Here is an 18,986-nt window from a genome sequence, read left to right on the forward strand (position 1 = left end):
TTTGGCACGCTGTTGAGTTCTCAAGGAACGGACGCTTCCTTTGTACTCACCCGAGAATCTCTCTCGCGGCTTTCCTCCGGGCGCTTCCCTTCGGTGTTTCCAAACTCTATCAGGGTTTTTCCGGCCCTCTGACCACCGTTCTGCGGGCATGCAGAAGGAGACCCGAGTTAGGATCTGACAAGTTGGGTGCCGCCGGGCAACGACGCTTGTTCGCATCGCTCAGCCTCAAGCAGGAGTACGACTGTACATGGGGCCGCGGAGCGCGTGCAAATCCATTACGCTGGTGGTCTAGACCTCTATTGGGAGGTATCCGGCGAACCGGGACTTCCCATGACATACCCTGCTCAGCAGTGGGCCGTCCGGGACAGGCCGTGACGGCTCATCTATGAATCTCCACCCCTGGGAGGCTCCCATGACCACCGTTACGTCCCCGCTCGCCGGACGCGCCGTCGGACTTGCCGCAGTGCCGGATCCGGTCTTCTCCGGGGCCATGGTCGGCCCGGGTACCGCCATCGACCCCGTGCGCGAACCGTCCGAGGCCGTCGCGCCCGTGGACGGAGTCATCGTCTCCCTCCACCCGCACGCCTTCGTCGTGGTGGACGCCGAGGGACACGGAGTCCTCACCCATCTCGGCATCGACACCGTGCAGCTCAACGGTGAAGGCTTCGAACTGCTCGTGAGCAAGGGTGACACCGTGACCCGTGGTCAGGGCATCGTGCGCTGGGACCCGAGCGCCGTCGAGGCCGCCGGCAAGTCGCCGGTCTGCCCGGTCGTCGCGCTCGAGGCCACGGCCGAGGCGCTCTCCGAACTCCGTGAGGACGGCGACGTCAAGTCGGGCGACAGCCTCTTCGTCTGGGAGTGACGTCATCGCCGTCGTGTGACGGCATGCAGGACAACCACCGCGGCGGCGGGGTCCGCCGCACTATCGGAGACGGGTGAGATGGAGACAACGCTGCGAGGCGTCGGCGTGAGCCACGGGGTGGCGATCGGCGAGGTTCGGCACATGGGAACGGCGGTGCTCGAACCGCCCGCCAAGCAGATTCCGGCCGAGGAGGCGGAGCGCGAACAGGGGCGCGCCCGCCAGGCCGTGGAAGCGGTGGCGGCCGACCTGATGGCGCGGGGCAACCTGGCCGGGGGCGAAGCCCAGGCCGTGCTCGAGGCGCAGGCGATGATGGCTCAGGATCCCGAGCTGATCGCGGACGTGGACCGGCGGATCGCTGTCGGCAGTACCGCCGAGCGCGCGGTGTACGACGCCTTCGCCGCGTACCGGGATCTGCTCGCCGGTGCCGGTGAGTACCTCGCCGGGCGCGTGGCGGACCTCGATGACGTGCGGAATCGTATCGTCGCGCGGCTGCTCGGGGTGCCGATGCCGGGCGTTCCGGACAGCGACGAGCCCTACGTCCTGGTCGCGCGTGACCTCGCGCCCGCGGACACCGCACTGCTGGACCCCACGCTCGTTCTCGGTTTCGTCACCGAGGAAGGCGGGCCGACGAGCCACAGCGCGATCCTGGCGCGGGCGCTCGGCGTGCCGGCCGTGGTGGCGCTGCCGGGCGCCGGTGAGCTGGCCGAGGGCACGATGATCGCCGTGGACGGCAGCACCGGCGAGATCTTCGTGAACCCGAGCGATGGGAAGAAGGCCCAGCTGGAGGCCTCGGCCGCCGAGCGCAAGGCCGCGCTGGCCGCGTCGACCGGTCCCGGCGCCACCTCCGACGGTCACAAGGTGCCGCTGCTCGCCAACATCGGCGGTCCCGCGGACATCGCGGCGGCGGTGGAGGCCGGCGCCGAGGGTGTCGGCCTGTTCCGGACGGAGTTCCTCTTCCTGGACGACAGCAAGCAGGCACCCTCCGAGGAGAAGCAGGTCGAGGCCTATCGACAGGTTCTCGAGGCGTTTCCCGAGGGCCGGGTCGTCGTGCGGGTGCTGGACGCCGGTGCCGACAAGCCGCTGGACTTCCTGACGCCGGCGGACGAGCCGAACCCTGCCCTCGGTGTGCGGGGCCTGCGGACGCTGCTCGACCACCCCGAGGTGCTGCGCACCCAGCTGACCGCGCTGGCGAAGGCGGCCGAGGGACTGCCCGTCTACCTCGAGGTGATGGCCCCGATGGTGGCGGACCGTACGGACGCCAAGGCGTTCGCGGACGCGTGCCGGGACGCCGGGCTGCGGGCCAAGTTCGGCGCGATGGTGGAGATTCCGTCGGCGGCGCTCCGGGCTCGTTCGATCCTTCAGGAAGTCGAGTTCCTGTCGCTGGGCACGAACGACCTGGCGCAGTACACGTTCGCCGCCGACCGTCAGGTGGGCGCGGTGTCCCGGCTCCAGGACCCGTGGCAGCCGGCGCTGCTGGACCTGGTCGCGCTGTCCGCCGAGTCGGCGACGGCCGAGGGCAAGAGCTGCGGGGTCTGCGGTGAGGCCGCGTCCGATCCGCTGCTCGCGTGTGTGCTGACCGGTCTGGGTGTCACCTCCCTCTCCATGGGTGCGGCGTCGATTCCCTATGTCCGCGCGGCTCTCGCGAAGTACACGCTGGCGCAGTGCGAGCGGGCCGCGGCTGCGGCGCGTGCGGCCGACACCGCTGAGGAGGCGCGCAACGCGGCTCAGGCGGTGCTGTCCGGCGAGTAGGCGGACGCGGCCGACGACGGTGCTTCTGTCCGGGGCGCTCCACCTGGTGGTGGGGCGCCCCGCGCATGTCCGTGGCCCCGGTCAGTGGCGGTGTTCCGGCTCCGGGCCCTGACCGCCCTCCCCTTCTTCTCCCAGGTCCGGCGGGACGCCGTAGTCGACCCCGGATTCCGGGGAGATCAGGTCGCCCGATTCCACATCGGTGCAGTAGGCGTCGAAGACCTCGCCGGCGGTCAGGGGTTCGAGCCCGCCCCCGCGCAGGCGCCAGCCGTAGACGCGGTCCGTGGTGGCGGGAGCGGTGGTCCGCATGACCAGTCCCCCTGGGCTGCGGGTGGCGATGCCCAGGGCCAGCACCGTGGTGAATTCGAGCGCCTCGGCCTCGTCGAGCCGCGAGGTGCCGTCGGCGGCCCGGTCCGCGTGGAGAGCGGCGACCAGGGTTTCCGGGGTGCCGGAGACGCTGCAGACGAGGTGCCGGTCGCCGGGCGGCGCTGTGTCGAGGATGCGCACGAGCAGTTTGGAGGCCCGGTCGAAGGCGGTGCCGCCGATGTCCTCGCCGCAGGTCGCGCAGGCGCCGACGCGGGCCAGCAGTGTCGAGGCGTACTCCCAGGTCGCCTGCCGTACCGCTTCGTCGACGAGGGCGGGGAGGAGGTCGGCGAGCTGCTGGCCCTCGTAGGGAACGGTGGGGCCGGTGGCCGCGAGTTCGGCGGTGAAGCGTGCGCGGCTCGACGGGAGATCGGGGTCGAGACCTCGGCCCTCGCAGAAGTCGGCGTACTCCTGGGGGTCGAAGAGGGCGACGGTCGTGTGGCTGCCCTGGGCGGCGCGTGTTTTGAGCAGGGCTTCCACCTGCCGCAGGTAGGTTTCGTGGTCGTCGAAGATGAAGCTGCGGTAGCGCCGCATCGCCCGGAAGTCGTATTCGTCGGTGAGCAGGCCGATGGTGCCGGCGACCTCGCGGTGCAGGACGCGTCGCGTGGTCGTGCGGTCGGTGTGCGCCATGTTTTCCCCCTGTGTGCTGCACGGTCGATCAATGCTCACTCACAGTAACCGCCGCCACTGACAGCGACCTCGGCTCACCGTGTCGCCGTGGATGAGCCGAGGCCGTCGTCGTGGCGGTCGTGCGCTGGGGGGTCAGCCTCGCTTGCGGGCGAGCTCCTCGTAGAAGTGGAGCAGGTCGAGGTTGTCGATCGAGCCGGGGTTGACCGCCTTCTCCAGCGGGGTGCCCTGGAGGAGCCGCTTGACCGGGACCTCGATGCGCTTGCCGGTGAGGGTGTGCGGGACTCCGGGCACCTCGATGATCTCGTCGGGGATGTGGCGGGGGGAGAGCTGCTCCCGGATGGTCTGCTTGATCCGGGTCAGGAGGGCCTCGTCGAGGACGGCTCCGGGCGCCAGGTGCACGAAGAGCGGCATCCAGTAGCCGCCGTCGGGCTGTTCGATGCCGATGACGAGGGATTCCCTGATCTCGGGCAGTCGCTCGACCGCCTCGTAGATGTCGGCGGAGCCCATCCGCACGCCCTGCCGGTTGAGCGTGGAGTCGGAGCGGCCGTGGATGATCACGGAGCCCCGGGACGTGAGGGTGATCCAGTCGCCGTGCCGCCAGACGCCGGGGTAGGTGTCGAAGTAGCTGTCGTGGTAGCGGCTGCCGTCGGGGTCGTTCCAGAAGTGGATCGGCATGGACGGCATCGGGTTGGTGACCACGAGCTCGCCGACCTCGTCGGTCAGCGGTGTGCCGCTCGGGTCCCAGGACTGCAGGTCGGTGCCGAGTCCCGGGGCCTGGAGTTCGCCGATGTGCACGGGCAGGGTGGGCACGGCTCCCGCGAAGCAGGAGCAGACGTCCGTGCCGCCGCTGACGGAGGCGATCCACAGGTCGTCGCGGACCTCGTCGTGCAGCCAGCGGAATCCGTCGGGCGGGAGGGGCGAGCCGGTGGTGGCGACGCACCGCACGCGCGCGAGGTCGAAGTCCCGGCCGGGGTGGATGTCCGCCTTGCGGCAGGCCATGACGTACGCGGCGGAGGTCCCGTAGAACGTGGCTCCCGTGCGTTCGGCGATGCGCCACTGGGCGCCGGTGTCGGGGAAGCCGGGGCTGCCGTCGTAGAGGACGACCGTGGTCCCCGTCAGGAGGCCGGAGACGAGGAAGTTCCACATCATCCAGCCGGTCGAGGTGTACCAGAAGAAGCGGTCCTCGGGTCCCAGGTCGCAGTGCAGGCCGAGCTGCTTGAGGTGTTCGACGAGGATGCCGCCCTGGGACTGGACGATGGCCTTGGGGAGCCCGGTCGTGCCGGAGGAGTACAGCACCCACAGGGGGTGTCCGAACGGCACCTGTGCGAACTCGGGCTCCGTGTCCGCGCCCGTCAGGGCCGACCACTGAAGGGCGTCCTCGGGAGCCGCCGTGCCGAGGAGCGGGATGTGCACGACCGCGCGCAGGGTGGGCAGTTCGCGGCGCAGTTCGGCCACGGTGTCCCGGCGGTCGTGTTCCTTCCCGCCGTAGCGGTAGCCGTCGACGGTGAACAGGACGACCGGTTCCACCTGCTGGAAGCGGTCGAGGACGCTGCGGGCGCCGAAGTCGGGGGCGCAGGACGTCCAGACGCCGCCCACGGCGGCGGTCGCGAGGAAGGCGACGACGGCCTCGGCGATGTTGGGGAGGTAGCCGCTGACCCGGTCTCCGGGACGTACCCCGAGGGCGCGCAGTTCCGCGGCCAGGGAGCCGACCTGCCGGCGGAGCTCGGACCAGGTGACGGGGCGGGGCTCCTGGGTCTCGTCCACGCACAGGAGGGCCGGTTCGTCCGGGCGGGTCGCGGCGGCTCGCAGGGCGTGTTCGGCGTAGTTCAGGGTCGCGCCGGGGAACCACTGCGCGCCGGGCATCGACCGGTCGGCCAGCACGCGCGCGTAGGGCGTCGAGAACCGCACGTCGAACCACTCCGTGACGGCTTGCCAGAACGCCTCCAGCTCGTCGACGGACCAGCGGTGCAGCGCGGCGTAGCCGCCCTCGCTCGGTGCGCCGTGGTGCTCGGCCGCCCACGCCTGGAACTCCGTGATCTGCGCCTGGGCGATGCGTTCGGGATCGGGCTGCCAGAGCGGCTGGGGGTTCACGATCGACATGGCGGCTCCCGGACTGTGCGCGTCGTGTGCGTCGCTCGCGCACGTGCTGGGGTGTGCGCGTGACGCGGCTGACACGGACGATGCCATGTGATCGACTTCTGCACCAGGGTGCCGCCCACATAGTCCGTGTCGTGAAGATGTGGTCCTGGCACGGGTGAACGGCAGTTGAACGACACACGAGAAGGCGCCGGTCAGTGGCAGGGTGAGCGGCATGGACGGTCGTGACCTGGTGCATTCGGTGAAGGCGGTCGGTTTGGTGGGGGCGGCTCAGGGGTTGCGTACCGTACGGGCGGCGTGGCGCAGGCGCCGCGCGGACGCCGCCGGCCTGCCCGCGCGGGGGGCCGAACGCGCGCGGGTGCCCGGCCAGGTGCAGGAGGCGACGCCCGGTCCTGGTGGTGGCGTTCTGCGGTTCAGCAGGTCCGAGCTGCGGATCACCGTCGCGGTGAACGGTGCCGTGTTCTGGGGCTGGGACGGTGCTGCCCCGGAGCCGTCGTACGCGCTCGCCGGCCGTTGTCCGGAACCCGATCCCCGGGCGGTGCTGGAGCCGGACAAGGACGGCGGCTGGCGCGTGGTGGCGGAGCGGGTCACGGTCGTCGTGTCCCGGAACGGGGCCGTGGAGGTGCGCACCCCCGGTGGGGTGACGCTGCGCCGGGATCTGCCGCCGCGGTGGTGGGAGCCGGTCGGGGGCGGTCAGGCGCGTTGGATGCAGCGTTCCGAGGTGTCCGCGGACGCGCGTTTCTTCGGGCTCGGCGGGCGTTCCTCGGGTCCCCGGCTGCGGGACGGCTCCTACCGGCTGTGGAACACCGACCCGGGGCGCGCGTTCGCACCGGGCGACGATCCGCTGTACATCACGATGCCGGTGCAGCTGGTGGTGGCCGACGCGGGCACGCACCTGGTGTTCCACGACTCCTCGTGGGACGGCACGGCGACGGTGCGCGAGGGCGAGGAGGGCGGGGGTTCCGGGCACGATCGGCCGGGGACGTGCGAGATGCGTCTGGAGGGCGGTCCGCTGCGGTGCTGGGTGATCGTGGGCACCCCCGCGCGCGTGCTGCTGGCCTGGGCCTCGCTCACGGGCGCGCCCGCGCTGCCGCCGGCCTGGGCGCTCGGCCATCATCACGCGCGCTGGGGTTTCGGCAGCGCGCGCGAGGTGCGGCGGATCGTGGCGGGGTACCGCGAGCACGGGCTGCCGCTGGACGCCGTGCATCTGGACATCGACCACTTCGACGCCCATCAAGTGTTCACGGTGGACCGGGAACGGTTCCCCGAGCTGCCGGCGCTCGCCGAGGAGCTGCGCCGGGACGGCATCCGGCTGGTGTCGATCGTCGACCCCGCGGTGAAGGCCGAGCCGGGCAACGAGGTCTACGACAGCGGTACGGCCCACGACGTGTTCGTGCGGGACGCCTCGGAGGAGCCGGTGCGGGGTGTGGTGTGGCCCGGTGAGGTGGTGTATCCGGACTTCACGCACGCGCGCGTGCGCAAGTGGTGGGGCGGGCTCTACGAGGAGCGGCTGGCGCAGGGGTTCTCGGGGTTCTGGCACGACATGAACGAGCCGACGTCGTTCGCGGCGTTCGGGGAGCCGACGCTGCCGCGTTCGGCGCGGCACGGCCTGGAGGGGCGCGGCGGCGACCATCGCGAGGCGCACAACGTGTACGCCCTGTGCATGGCCAGGGCGGGCTACGAAGGGGTGCGCGAGCTGGCGCCCCAGGAGCGGCCCTTCCTGTTCTCACGGTCGGGCTGGGCCGGTATGCAGCGCTACGGGGGCACCTGGTCGGGCGACGTCGCCACCGGCTGGCCGGGACTGCGTGCGTCGCTGTCGCTCGTCTTGGGGCTCGGGCTGTGCGGGGTGCCGTACTCGGGGCCGGATGTGGGCGGCTTCGACGGGAGTCCCTCGCCGGAGCTGTATCTGCGCTGGCTCCAGCTGGGCGCCTGGCTGCCGCTGTTCCGCACACACGCGAGCATGCGCGCGGGGCGCAGGGAGCCGTGGGAGTTCGGGACCGAGGTGCTGGAGCATGCGCGCGAGGCGCTGGTCGAACGGCGACGGCTGCTGCCGTACTTCCTGATGCTGGCGCATCTGGCCCGCCGCACCGGCGCGCCCTATGTGCGGCCGCTGTGGTGGAGTTCGCCGGAGGACCGGGCGCTGCGGGACTGTGAGGACGCGTTCCTGCTCGGCGACTGTCTCCTGGTGGCGCCGGTGCTCGACCCCGGCGCGGACCGGCGTGCGGTCCAGCTGCCGCGGGGCCGCTGGTACGACACGGCCACCGAGCGGGCGTACGAGGGCCCGGGTCAGGTTCTCGTGGACGCGCCGTTGTCGCGGATCCCGGTGCTCGCGCGCGCGGGGGCCGTGATCCCCACGCGCGGGGCGGAGGGCGGGCTGGAGCTGGAGGTGTGGGCTCCCGTCCGGGGCCGGACCGGGTCCGGGCTGGTGGTGGCGGACGCCGGGGACGGGTGGGAGGAACCCACGATCGAGCGCTACTACGCGCGTCGGGAGGACTCCGGTGTGGTCGTCGAGCGCGAGGGGCGGGGCGGCGAGGAGCCGCCCCACCCGGTGCGGGTACGAGGGCTCGGCGAGCCCTGACTCAGATGTACCGGCCCTCGAACCAGGCCTTCACGGCGAGGGTGTGCAGCGGGAAGGCGAGTTCTTCTGGCGTGCGCAGGAGGTGCCAGCCCTCCGTCTCGTCCGTGGCGGCCGGCTCGGGCAGGCGGTCGGCGGGGCGCTCCGGCAGGGCGCCGAACAGCAGCAGGTGGCCGTCGGGTGAGCTCATCGCGTCCATGAGCCGGACGTCGCGGCTCGCCGCCTCGATGCCGGTCTCCTCCCTGAGCTCGCGGACCAGGGCCTGTCGCCAGTCCTCACGGTCGTCGATGTAGCCGCCGGGCAGTGCGACGCCCCCTTGCGCGGGGGCGACGGTGCGGGTGATGACGACCAGGGCGGTGCCCTGGGTGTCGTACACGGGCTGAAGTGCGACCGCGACCGGCAGCGGGTTGCGGTACGCGACGGTGGCGCAGGCAGGGCAGGTGCGGGGCCAACCGGAGACGCCCTCTCCGTAGGGCGATCCGCAGCTCGAACAATGGGAGTTCGGGGCGGAGTTGGGGGCGGAGTGCTGAGTTTCGGACACGCGCGGACTGTAGCCGATCTTGCCGGGAGCGTCTCCAGGTGGGTCGCCGAGCGGGACCGGGCGGGTCGTTCCCGGCCGGCCGATCGCTGCCCTTAGCGCTTCTCGGGATCCGGTGGGACACTTCTGACGCATCGTCAGTTGTCGTGCTCGGGAGGGATCTTGTCGCGTACACGAACACCCGTGGTCGAGGGTTGGTTCACCGGGGACGGGGAGGAGTTCCGCCTGCTGGGCACGCGCTGTTCGGTCTGCGCCGCCGTCTTCTTCCCCCGCGAGGACACCCTTTGCCGCAACCCCGGCTGCGACGGCGGGGAGCTGGAGGAGGTGCCGCTGTCACGGAAGGGGCGCGTCTGGTCGTACACGGACAGCCGGTACCGGCCTCCGTCACCCTACGTGAGCGATCCGGAACTTCCGTGGGAGCCGTACGCGTTGATAGCAGTGGAGCTGGAGTCCGAGCGGATGGTGGTGCTGGGGCAGGCGGCTCCCGGGATCACCGTCTCCGACCTGGCGGTGGGCATGGAGGTGGAGGTCGTCGCCGGCGTGCTGTCCCAGGACGTCGGGACGACCTGGACCACGTGGCACTGGCGGCCGACGGGGGTGGTGGCATGACGGGAGACGTGGCGGTGCTGGGGGCGGGCATGCACCCCTGGGGCAAGTGGGGGCGGCGTTTCGTCGAGTACGGCGTGGTGGCCGCGCGCGCGGCGCTAGCCGAGGCAGGGCTGGAGTGGCGGCAGGTGGGCTCCGTCGTCGGCGCGGACACCGTGCGTGGCGGCTACCCCGGGTACGTGGCGGGGGCCACCTTCGCCAAGGCGCTGGGCTGGCAGGGTGCGCGGATCACCAGCGTGTACGCGGCGTGCGCGTCGGGCGCGGCGGCCATCGGCACCGCCCGGGCACAGATCCTGGCCGGATTGGCCGACGTGGTCCTCGTGGTGGGCGCGGACGCCGCGCCCAAGGGCTTCTTCCGGCCCGCGGGAGGCGACCGGCCGGACGATCCGGACTGGCTGCGGTTCCGGGTGCTCGGGGCGAGCAATCCCACGTACTTCGGGCTGTACGCGCGCCGGCGCATGGCTGTCCATGGCGACACCCTGGAGGACTTCGCCCTGGTCAAGGTGAAGAACGCGGCCCTCGGCGCGCGGAACGCGAACGCGCGCTATCGCAAGCGGGTCACCGCCCAGGAGGTGGCCGCCTCGCCGGTGGTTGCGGACCCGCTGCGCTTGCTCGACATCTGCGCGACCTCGGACGGGGCCGCCGCACTGGTGCTGTCCAGCATGGACTTCGCGCGCCGCCACGGCGTGCCGGAGCCGGTACGGATCCGGGCCGTCTCCACCGTGACACCCCGCTATCCCAGTACCGTCCTGGACCTGCCGGACATCGCGACGGACTCCGCCTCGGCTGCCGCGCCCGCCGAGGAGACGTTCCGGGCCGCCACGGCCCGGGCCGCCTACGAGGAGGCGGGCGTCGGACCCGAGGACCTGTCCCTCGCCGAGGTGTACGACCTGTCCACGGCGCTGGAGTTGCAGTGGTACGAGGACCTCGGGCTGTGCGGGGAGGGCGAGGGCGCCGCACTGCTGCGCAACGGCGGGACGGCGCCGGGCGGGCGCATACCCGTGAACACGAGCGGGGGCCTGGCGTCCTTCGGGGAGGCGGTTCCGGCGCAGGCGATAGCCCAGGTCTGCGAGGTGACATGGCAGTTGCGCGGTCAGGCCGGTGATCGGCAGGTGCCCGGGGCGCGGGTGGGGATCACCGCCAACCAGGGGCTGTTCGGGCACGGGTCGGCGGTGATCGCGGTGCGGTGAGGAGGGCGGCGCTGCGCCGTATCGCGAGGCTCCCGCGTCGGCGAGCGGGGTAGGTGCCTCGTGCGGGCTCGGCGTCACCGTCGCACCACGGACGATGCCCTGTCACACCGTCCTCGTGCGCCTTGTCCGCACGCTGTGTGATCACCTCGGAATCCTGCGTGAACGTCTCATGAACTGGGCCTCAGCCCTCTCCGGGGGCGCCATCATGCTCCCGTGCGCTCCTGGTCGGACACTTTCCGCTTCGCTTTCCAGCCGGTGGTCAACCTGTCCACCGGCGGGGTCGCGGCGCTGGAGATCCTCGCCCGGCCGGAGGCGGGGGAAATCCTGGCCGAGGCGCGTCGGGATCCCGAACTCGACGGTCGTCTCGCCGTCCTGGCGGTCCGCGCGGCGGTGCGCAAGGAGTCACTGCTGCCGTTTCACGTCAACGTGTTCGCCGGGACGCTCGCGGACCTCGGTGGACTCACCTCGCTGCACGCCGCCGTGCGCGGGGCCGGGCGCATGCCGTGGGAAGTCACGATCGACGTCTGCCCGCCGTACACGCACGTGCCGCAGCACGCGCTGCTGGAGGCGGTCGCCGCGCTGCGGGAGCAGGGCTTCCGGATCAGTGCCGACGGCGTCGGGGACGGCGACGTACCCCTACGGCTGCTCACGGATCTCGGGCCCGACCTGGTGAAGCTCGACGCGTCCCTGCTGGCGCGGCCTGCCGCGGTGCGGGCGATGCGGACGCTCTGCGACGAGTTGGGGGCGCTGCTGTGCGTCGAGGGCGTGGAGACCGAACTGCAGTTCGCGGCAGCGTTGTCAGCGGGTGCCCAACTGGCGCAGGGTGAGCTGTTCGCGCCCCCCGCCAGGCTGCCCGCCGCGGAGGTGTACGTTCCGCCCCGCTCCCCCGAGACCGACGCGCCGTCGCCCTCGGGGCCGCTGGTGCGGGAGTTCGTGCGCCCGGCCGCTCTCCTGCCCGCGAACGCCTCCGCGGCTCAGGTGCGTGCGCTGCTCACCGGGTCCCCCGACGTCTCCGGGGTGCTGCTCGTGGACCGCGACGGGGTGCCGGTGCGGTCCATGCACCGGTCGCGGTTCCTGCTCTCCCTCTCGGGCCGCTACGGGCACGCCCTGTACGCCGACCGGCCCGCCGCCAAACTGGGTGACGCGCCACGCACGGTGGGCATCGACGCCACCGCGTGGGAGGTGCTGGAGGTCGTCGCGGACGGCGGCCGCGACCGTACGTCCGACGACGTGGCCGTCGTCGACGCGTACGGGCGGTGCGTGGGCGTCGTACGGCTCGCGGACCTCGTCCGGGCGCTGGCGGAGACGCGGGTCGAGGAGGCGGCCGGGCTCAATCCGCTGACGCGGCTGCCCGGGTCGGACACGATCACCGGCGAGGTGGACCGACGCATCGCGGGCGGCAGGCCGTTCGCGCTGAGCTGGCTGGACGTCGACCATTTCAAACAGGTGAACGACGGCGCCGGGTTCGCGGCCGGGGACGAACTCATCCGGTCCGTGGGACGAGCCTTGCAGGTCGCGGCCTACGGCAGCACGCGCGTGGGGCACATCGGCGGGGACGACTTCCTGGTGCTCGCCGATCCGGAGGGGCTGGATCCGCTCGCCGTCTCGGTCCTCGACGTGCCCTGGTCGGCCGGAGGCCTGCCGGTGACGCTGTCCCTGGCCACCGTGCTGTGCCCGCCCGGGAGCGTCAGTGATCACCGAGAGGCGGCGGCCTCCCTGGCGCCCCTGAAGAAGGCCGCGAAGGCGCTCAGAGGGGCCAGCTGGGTGCTGGGACGAGCGGGACTGCCCGGACACGAGATCCTGCGCGGCACGGACCCGACGCCGAGTGGGGCCGGGTGTGCCCTGGGGGAACCGGGCAGAGGCTGAGAGGGCGCCTGAGCCCGCGGGGACGCGCCCAGGCCTCCCGGTGCCGTGGGCTCGCGATCGCGGCTCAGACGGCGACCGAGGGGGGCGCGGGCCCGCACGCCGGAGCGAGCCCGTCTCGGGAACGGGTGCCGTCAGCGACCTTGACGCCCCCTGAGCGCCGGTGAACACTTCGGGTGGGCAGCCGACATCGCCGTACATTCGCGGCGCATTCCGGCACTGTGCCGTACGGCTCGTGGGTCGAGGCCCACTCCCTGGCCGGGCCGGCTGCGACGGCTCGCCCGTCACGGGCGCCGGCGGGGCGCGGAAACTGTCCGGCTCCGGCTGATCTGCACGGGAGCAACGCGAAGCACCCTGCACGGGGGATCGGGCCGAGCGCCCCGTCCACGGGCCTAGGAGCCGCCATGAACAGCGGAGACGTCTTCGCCGGCGAGGTCGGCACGACCAGGATCCCGCCCGCCACGGCGCCGGCGCGACACCGACGGTCACCCTGGGTGGCCGCCCGAGCACTCTCGCCCCACGCGGGCTCCCGCCGATCCGGCGCGAAAACCCTCCGACCGGGGCGACGCGTGGATTTCGGCCGATGGGCCACTCGGCGGTCAGTGCTCGCCGGCCTCACCCACATCGCCGCTTTCTGAACCGAGCCCAAGGGGAAAGCCATGACGAACAACGCCGAGAAGTACGTGGCCGCGATCGACCAGGGCACCACGTCGAGCCGCTGCATCATCTTCGACCAGAACGGCGCGATCGTCGCTGTGGACCAGCGTGAGCACCGGCAGATCTTCCCCAAACCGGGCTGGGTCGAGCACGAGGCGACCGAGATCTGGTCGAAGGTGCAGGCCGTGGTCGCCGGGGCCGTCGCCAAGGCCGGACTGCGCCCCGATCAGCTCAGCGCCCTCGGCATCACCAACCAGCGCGAGACGACGGTGCTCTGGGACCGCGCCACGGGCAAGCCCGTGCACAACGCCATCGTGTGGCAGGACACCCGCACCGCCGCGCTCTGCGTCGAACTGGGTGGCAAGGACGGCCAGGACCGCTTCCGTGAGCAGACCGGGCTGCCGCTGGCGAGCTACTTCTCCGGGCCCAAGGTGTCGTGGCTGCTGGACAACGTGCCCGGTCTGAGGGCGCGCGCGGAGCAGGGTGAGATCGCCTTCGGCACGATGGACTCCTGGCTGATCTGGAACCTCACCGGTGGCACCGACGGCGGCCGGCACGTCACCGACGTCACCAACGCCGGGCGCACCATGCTGATGAACCTGGAGACCCTCCAATGGGACCCCGCGATCCTCTCGGCGATGCAGGTGCCCGAGTCGGTGCTGCCCGAGATCATGTCCTCGGCAGAGGTGTATGGGACGGCCGTCGGCCAGCTCGCGGGCGTGCCGGTGGCGTCCGCGCTGGGCGACCAGCAGGCGGCCGTGTTCGGGCAGGCGTGCTACGACGTGGGGTCGGCGAAGAACACGTACGGTACGGGCAGCTTCCTGTTGCTCAACACCGGGAGCAGGCCGGTGCCGTCCAAGAACGGGCTGCTGACGACGATGGGCTACAAGATCGGCAGCGAGGCGCCCGTGTACTGCCTGGAGGGATCCATCGCGATCACGGGCGCCCTCGTCCAGTGGTTCCGCGATCAGCTCGGTGTCATCCGTACCGCCGACGAGATCGAGACGCTGGCGGCGAGTGTCGACGACAACGGCGGCGCGTACATCGTGCCCGCGTTCTCCGGCCTGTTCGCGCCGTACTGGCGCTCCGACGCGCGCGGGGTCGTCGCCGGGCTGACCCGGTACGTCACCAAGGGGCATCTGGCGCGTGCCGTGCTGGAGGCGACGAGCTGGCAGACGCGCGAGGTCGTCGACGCCATGTACCAGGACTCGGGCGTGCACATCCGCACCCTGAAGGTGGACGGCGGCATGACGAAGAACAACCTGCTGATGCAGCACCAGGCGGACGTCCTCGGCGTGCCCGTGATCCGGCCCGAGGTGTCCGAGACGACCGCCCTGGGCGCCGCCTACGCGGCCGGACTCGCCACCGGCGTGTGGAACGACCTCGACGAGCTCAAGGGGCAGTGGCAGAAGGACGCGGAGTGGACACCGGCCATGGAGGCCTCGGAACGGGACCGCGAGTACCGGCGCTGGCGCCGGGCGGTGGAGAAGACCCTCGGCTGGGTGGAGGACGGCGACAACTAGCCGTCGCCACACCTCAGTGAGGGCGTCGCGCCCATGGGCTGCGGCCCGTACCCCGGTCGGCGAGGGTACGGGCCGCTTGCGCGTCAGGTCGTCGTCACGGCCTGACGGCGGTCCGCCGCCTGCGTCATCGCGTGCTGGACGACGCCGATGAGGACCTCCTTGACCGACTCCCGCTCACGCGCGTCGCACAGCAGCAGCGGTACGCCGTCGTCCAGGTCGAGGGCCTGGCGTACCTCCTCCACCGGATAGCGGGCGGCGTCGTCGAAGCAGTTGACGCCGACGACGAACGGTATGGAGCGCCGCTCGAAGTAGTCGACCGCCGCGAAGCAGTCGTCCAGACGGCGGGTGTCGGCGAGTACGACGGCGCCGAGCGCGCCTTCGGTCAGCTCGTCCCACATGAACCAGAACCGTTCCTGGCCCGGTGTGCCGAAGAGGTAAAGCACGAGGTCCTCGCGCAGCGTGATGCGGCCGAAGTCCATGGCCACCGTGGTGGTGTGCTTGCCTTCCACGCCACTGGTGTCGTCGACCGGCCGCCCGGCTTCGGTGAGCAGTTCCTCGGTGCGCAGCGGCCTGATCTCGCTGACCGCGCCGACGAGGGTCGTCTTGCCCACCCCGAAGCCGCCGGCCACCAGGATCTTGAGCGTGACGGGCTCGACCGGGGGCTTGCCGCGCTCAGATCGCCCGAAGATCATCGGTCTCTTCTCCTGCTCGATGGGGGTCGGGGGGCGGTGGCCCGTAGCCTCCGCCGCCGGGGGTCTCGATGACGAGTACGTCGCCGGGGCCGACGTCCGTCGTGTCACTTCCGCCGAGTGCGCCGACCGTTCCGTCCGCGCGCTCGACGCGGTTGGCACCGAGGGCCCCGGGCTCGCCGCCGGCCATGCCGTACGGGGGAACCCTGCGGTGCTGGGAGAGCGTGGATACGGTCATCGGCTCGCGGAACCGGATACGGCGGACCGCGCCGTCCCCGCCGCGCCACCGCCCCGCGCCGCCGCTGCCACGGCGGACGGAGAACTCCTCCAACTCCACGGGCAGGCGCCACTCCAGGACTTCGGGGTCGGTGAGGCGGGAGTTGGTCATGTGGGTCTGGACGACGCTCGCGCCGGGGAAGCCGTCGCCGGCCCCCGAGCCGGAGGCGACGGTCTCGTAGTACTGGTGGCGTTCGTTGCCGAAGGTGACGTTGTTCATCGTTCCGGAGCCCTCCGCCTGCACGCCGAGCGCGGCGTAGAGGGCGCCGGTGACGGCCTGGGAGGTCTCCACGTTGCCGGCGACCACCGCTGCGGGCGGCTCGGGCGAGAGCATCGAGCCGGACGGCACGATGATGCGGATCGGGCGCAGACAGCCGTCGTTCAGGGGGATGTCGTCGGCGACGAGGGTGCGGAAGACGTACAGGACCGCGGCGTTCACCACCGAGTAGGGGGCGTTGAAGTTGCCGGCCAGCTGCGGTGACGTACCGGTGAAGTCCACGGTGGCGGAGCGGTCGTCGCGGTCCACGCGCACGCGTACGCGAAGGACGGCGCCCGAGTCGGTCTCGTAGGCGTACTCGCCGTCGTCGAGTGCGTCGATGACGCGGCGCACCGCTTCCTCGGCGTTGTCCTGGACGTGCCGCATGTACGCCTGGACCACGTCGAGGCCGAAGTCCTCCATCATGCGGGTGACTTCCTCGACGCCCTTGTGGTTGGCGGCGATCTGGGCGCGCAGGTCGGCGAGGTTGGTCCCGGGGTTGCGGGAGGGGTGGGCCGCCTCGGTGAGCAGGCGGCGGGTCTCCTCCTCGCGGAAGCGGCCGTTCTCGGCGAGGAGCCAGTTGTCGAAGAGGACGCCTTCCTCCTCGATGGTGCGGCTGTCCGCGGGCATGGAGCCCGGGGCGATGCCGCCGATCTCCGCGTGATGGCCGCGGGAGGCGACGTAGAAGAGGATCCGCTCACCCTCCGTGTCCGACGTGCCGCCGGTGTCGAAGACCGGGGTGATCACGGTGACGTCGGGGAGGTGGGTGCCCCCGTGGTACGGGTCGTTGACGGCGTACGTGTCCCCCGCCCGCATGCCAGGGCCCCGCCGTCGGATGACCTCTTGGACGCTGGTGCCCATGGATCCCAGGTGGACGGGGATGTGGGGGGCGTTGGCCACCAGGTTCCCGTCCGGGTCGAACAGGGCGCAGGAGAAGTCCAGGCGTTCCTTGATGTTGACGGACTGGGCCGTGGATTCGAGCCTGGCGCCCATCTGCTCGGCGATGGACATGAAGAGGTTGTTGAAGACCTCCAGGAGAACCGGGTCGGCTTCCGTGTCCACTTCGGAACTCTGCGTGACCGCCGCGCGTTCCATGACCAGATGCCCGTCGTCGGTCGCAGCGGCCCGCCAGCCGTCGTCCACGACGGTCGTCGCGCCGGCCTCGGTGATGATCGCGGGTCCGGTGACGGTGTCGCCCGGGGGCAGTTCCTCGCGGCGGCGCAGGGGCACGTCGCGCCAGGCGCCGTCGCTGTGGAGGCGGACGGTGTGCGCGGCCGCGGGGCTGCCTTCGCGGTCGGCCTGGTAGGGAGCGAGAGCGGAGAGATCGGGGGGTTCGGTGATGCCGGTGGCTTCCACGGAGAGGGCTTCGACGACGACCGGGCGGTCGAGGGTGAAGGAGTACGTGGCGCGATGACGTTCCTCGAAGGCCTGTTTCATGGTGGCGGGCTCGGTGAGCTCGACGGTGAGGGTCGTGTCGGTGCCGTCGTAGCGCAACTGGGCGCGGCGGATGATCTCGATGCGGCTTTCGGGGACGTCCTCGGCGAGGAGTTCGGCGCGGGCCGCGGCCTCCAGTTCGTCCGCCGTCCTGGTGACGCCGGCCATGGAGGCGTCCTCCAGGGGCGCTTCGACGGACTGTTCCCGCATCGCGGTGGTGTCGGCCAGACCGATACCGAGCGCGGAGAGGACACCGGCCATGGGCGGGACGAGTACGGTGCGGATGCCGAGCAGGTCGGCCACCTTGCACGCGTGCTGCCCGCCCGCCCCGCCGAACGTGGTCAGGGCGTAGCGGGTGACGTCGTGGCCCTTCTGGACGGAGATCCGCTTGACGGCGTTGGCGATGTTGGCGACGGCGATGTGCAGGTAGCCCTCGGCGACCTGCTCGGGCGTCCGGTCGTCGCCGGTGCGCTTTCGGATCTCGCCCGCGAGGGCGTCGAAGCGCTCGCGGACGAGGGAGGTGTCGAGGGGCTGGTCGCCCTCGGGGCCGAACACCTGGGGAAAGTGGTCGGGCGGGACGCGGCCGAGCATGACGTTGGCGTCGGTGACGGTGAGGGGGCCGCCCGCGCGGTAGCAGGCGGGGCCCGGGTCCGCGCCCGCCGAGTCCGGCCCTACGCGGTAGCGGGAGCCGTCGAAGTGCAGGACCGAGCCGCCGCCGGCCGCGACGGTGTGGATGTCCAGCATGGGCGCGCGCAGCCGCACACCGGCGATCTGTGTGGTGAAGACCCGTTCGTAGGCGCCCGCGTAGTGCGACACGTCGGTGGACGTGCCCCCCATGTCGAAGCCGATGACGCGGTCGAAGCCGGCCAGTCGCGACATGCGGGCCATGCCGACGATGCCTCCGGCGGGTCCGGAGAGGATCGCGTCCTTGCCGCGGAACTGCCCGGCTTCGGCGAGTCCTCCGTTGGACTGCATGAACATCAGCCGTACGCCTTCGAGCTCGTCGGCGACATGGCGGACGTAGCGGCGCAGCACCGGCGACAGATAGGCGTCGACGACGGCCGTGTCCCCGCGTGGGACGAGCTTCATCAGGGGGCTGACCTCGCTCGACAGCGAGATCTGCTCGAAGCCGGTACGGGCGGCCAGTTCCCCGACGGCCTGCTCGTGGGCGGGGTGCTGGTGGCTGTGCATGCAGACCACGGCGACCGCGCGGATGCCGTCGTCGTACGCCTGGCGGAGCGGCCCCGCGAGGGCGTCCAGGTCGGGCTCGCGCCGGACGGTGCCGTCGGGGGCGATGCGCTCGTCGACCTCGACGACCCGCTCGTAGAGGAGCTCGGGGAGGTCGATGCGGCGGGCGAAGATCAGGGGCCGGTTCTGGTAGGCGATGCGCAGGGCGTCGCCAAAGCCCCGCGTGATGACGAGCAGGGTGCGTTCGCCCTTGCGTTCCAGGAGCGCGTTGGTGGCGACGGTCGTCCCCATGCGCACCGCCTCGACGGGGTCCTCGGAGCCGGAGAGGAGTGCGCGCACGCCCGCGACGGCCGCGTCGGAGTAGCGTGCCGGGTTGTCGGACAGCAGCTTGTGGACCAGCAGCCGTCCGTCCGGGCGCCGCGCGACGATGTCCGTGAAGGTGCCGCCCCGGTCGACCCAGAACTGCCAGCCGCTCACGTCTCCACCTCGCTTC

At 71.8% G+C, this 18,986-nt stretch carries 12 protein-coding genes; 7 read left to right on the plus strand and 5 right to left on the minus strand.

Annotated features, from left to right (window positions below; translation table 11 throughout):
- The first annotated feature begins 412 nt into the window (after positions 1-412).
- Both ACIP2X_RS27055 and ptsP read left to right on the plus strand, forming a co-directional pair.
- A complete protein-coding gene (locus ACIP2X_RS27055; protein ID WP_401677263.1) occupies positions 413-862 on the plus strand; it encodes a PTS glucose transporter subunit IIA in 450 nt (149 codons plus the stop codon).
- Between the two features lie 78 nt (positions 863-940).
- Complete coding sequence (ptsP, locus tag ACIP2X_RS27060; protein ID WP_401677265.1) at positions 941-2,611, plus strand: phosphoenolpyruvate--protein phosphotransferase; 1,671 nt, start codon at positions 941-943, stop codon at positions 2,609-2,611.
- Positions 2,612-2,692: 81 nt separating this feature from the next.
- Here the strand turns inward: ptsP and ACIP2X_RS27065 are convergent, their stop codons facing one another.
- Together ACIP2X_RS27065 and ACIP2X_RS27070 are read right to left on the minus strand one after the other, a co-directional pair.
- Positions 2,693-3,601, minus strand: coding sequence for a hypothetical protein (locus ACIP2X_RS27065; RefSeq protein ID WP_401677267.1), 909 nt, complete (start codon positions 3,599-3,601; stop codon positions 2,693-2,695).
- Between the two features lie 132 nt (positions 3,602-3,733).
- The gene (locus ACIP2X_RS27070; RefSeq protein WP_401677269.1) at positions 3,734-5,701 is read right to left on the minus strand and encodes an acetoacetate--CoA ligase; all 1,968 of its coding nucleotides are present in this window, start codon (positions 5,699-5,701) and stop codon (positions 3,734-3,736) included.
- A 211-nt stretch (positions 5,702-5,912) separates the two neighbouring features.
- Here ACIP2X_RS27070 and ACIP2X_RS27075 point away from each other — a divergent pair, with 211 nt between their 5' ends.
- Positions 5,913-8,276: a glycoside hydrolase family 31 protein gene (locus ACIP2X_RS27075; RefSeq protein ID WP_401677271.1), complete on the plus strand. Its 2,364-nt coding sequence runs from the start codon at positions 5,913-5,915 to the stop codon at positions 8,274-8,276.
- A 1-nt stretch (position 8,277) separates the two neighbouring features.
- On the opposite strand, the gene ACIP2X_RS27080 is transcribed toward ACIP2X_RS27075, so the two are convergent.
- Positions 8,278-8,814 carry an NUDIX domain-containing protein gene (locus tag ACIP2X_RS27080; protein ID WP_401677273.1) on the minus strand — a complete coding sequence of 179 codons (537 nt, stop codon included), beginning with the start codon at positions 8,812-8,814 and terminating at the stop codon, positions 8,278-8,280.
- A 180-nt stretch (positions 8,815-8,994) separates the two neighbouring features.
- On the opposite strand from ACIP2X_RS27080, the gene ACIP2X_RS27085 reads away from it, so the two are divergent.
- From ACIP2X_RS27085 to glpK, 4 genes are all read left to right on the plus strand, one after another.
- A complete protein-coding gene (locus tag ACIP2X_RS27085; RefSeq protein WP_401677275.1) occupies positions 8,995-9,420 on the plus strand; it encodes a Zn-ribbon domain-containing OB-fold protein in 426 nt (141 codons plus the stop codon).
- Positions 9,417-10,607 (plus strand): lipid-transfer protein, encoded by a 1,191-nt coding sequence (locus tag ACIP2X_RS27090; RefSeq protein WP_401677277.1) that lies wholly within the window; start codon positions 9,417-9,419, stop codon positions 10,605-10,607. Before ACIP2X_RS27085 ends, ACIP2X_RS27090 begins: the two co-directional genes overlap by 4 nt.
- A 213-nt stretch (positions 10,608-10,820) precedes the next feature.
- Positions 10,821-12,473: an EAL domain-containing protein gene (locus ACIP2X_RS27095; protein WP_401677279.1), complete on the plus strand. Its 1,653-nt coding sequence runs from the start codon at positions 10,821-10,823 to the stop codon at positions 12,471-12,473.
- Positions 12,474-13,129: 656 nt separating this feature from the next.
- Complete coding sequence (glpK, locus tag ACIP2X_RS27100) at positions 13,130-14,650, plus strand: glycerol kinase GlpK (protein WP_401677281.1); 1,521 nt, start codon at positions 13,130-13,132, stop codon at positions 14,648-14,650.
- An 83-nt stretch (positions 14,651-14,733) separates the two neighbouring features.
- Here the strand turns inward: glpK and ACIP2X_RS27105 are convergent, their stop codons facing one another.
- Positions 14,734-15,342, minus strand: a complete 609-nt coding sequence (locus tag ACIP2X_RS27105; RefSeq protein WP_401677283.1) for a GTP-binding protein — start codon at positions 15,340-15,342, stop codon at positions 14,734-14,736.
- Positions 15,323-18,970, minus strand: coding sequence for a hydantoinase B/oxoprolinase family protein (locus tag ACIP2X_RS27110; protein WP_401677285.1), 3,648 nt, complete (start codon positions 18,968-18,970; stop codon positions 15,323-15,325). Before ACIP2X_RS27110 ends, ACIP2X_RS27105 begins: the two co-directional genes overlap by 20 nt.
- Positions 18,971-18,986: the final 16 nt, after the last annotated feature.

Source organism: Streptomyces sp. NPDC089424 (assembly GCF_044749345.1).
GTDB lineage: Bacteria > Actinomycetota > Actinomycetes > Streptomycetales > Streptomycetaceae > Streptomyces.

Bases quoted from the DNA above. Each gene is read 5' to 3' on its own strand.
- ACIP2X_RS27055 (WP_401677263.1), top strand. From the start codon at position 413: ATGACCACCGTTACGTCCCCGCTCGCCGGACGCGCCGTCGGACTTGCC.
- ptsP (WP_401677265.1), top strand. From the start codon at position 941: ATGGAGACAACGCTGCGAGGCGTCGGCGTGAGCCACGGGGTGGCGATC.
- ACIP2X_RS27065 (WP_401677267.1), bottom strand. From the start codon at position 3,601: ATGGCGCACACCGACCGCACGACCACGCGACGCGTCCTGCACCGCGAG.
- ACIP2X_RS27070 (WP_401677269.1), bottom strand. From the start codon at position 5,701: ATGTCGATCGTGAACCCCCAGCCGCTCTGGCAGCCCGATCCCGAACGC.
- ACIP2X_RS27075 (WP_401677271.1), top strand. From the start codon at position 5,913: ATGGACGGTCGTGACCTGGTGCATTCGGTGAAGGCGGTCGGTTTGGTG.
- ACIP2X_RS27090 (WP_401677277.1), top strand. From the start codon at position 9,417: ATGACGGGAGACGTGGCGGTGCTGGGGGCGGGCATGCACCCCTGGGGC.
- glpK (WP_401677281.1), top strand. From the start codon at position 13,130: ATGACGAACAACGCCGAGAAGTACGTGGCCGCGATCGACCAGGGCACC.
- ACIP2X_RS27105 (WP_401677283.1), bottom strand. From the start codon at position 15,342: ATGATCTTCGGGCGATCTGAGCGCGGCAAGCCCCCGGTCGAGCCCGTC.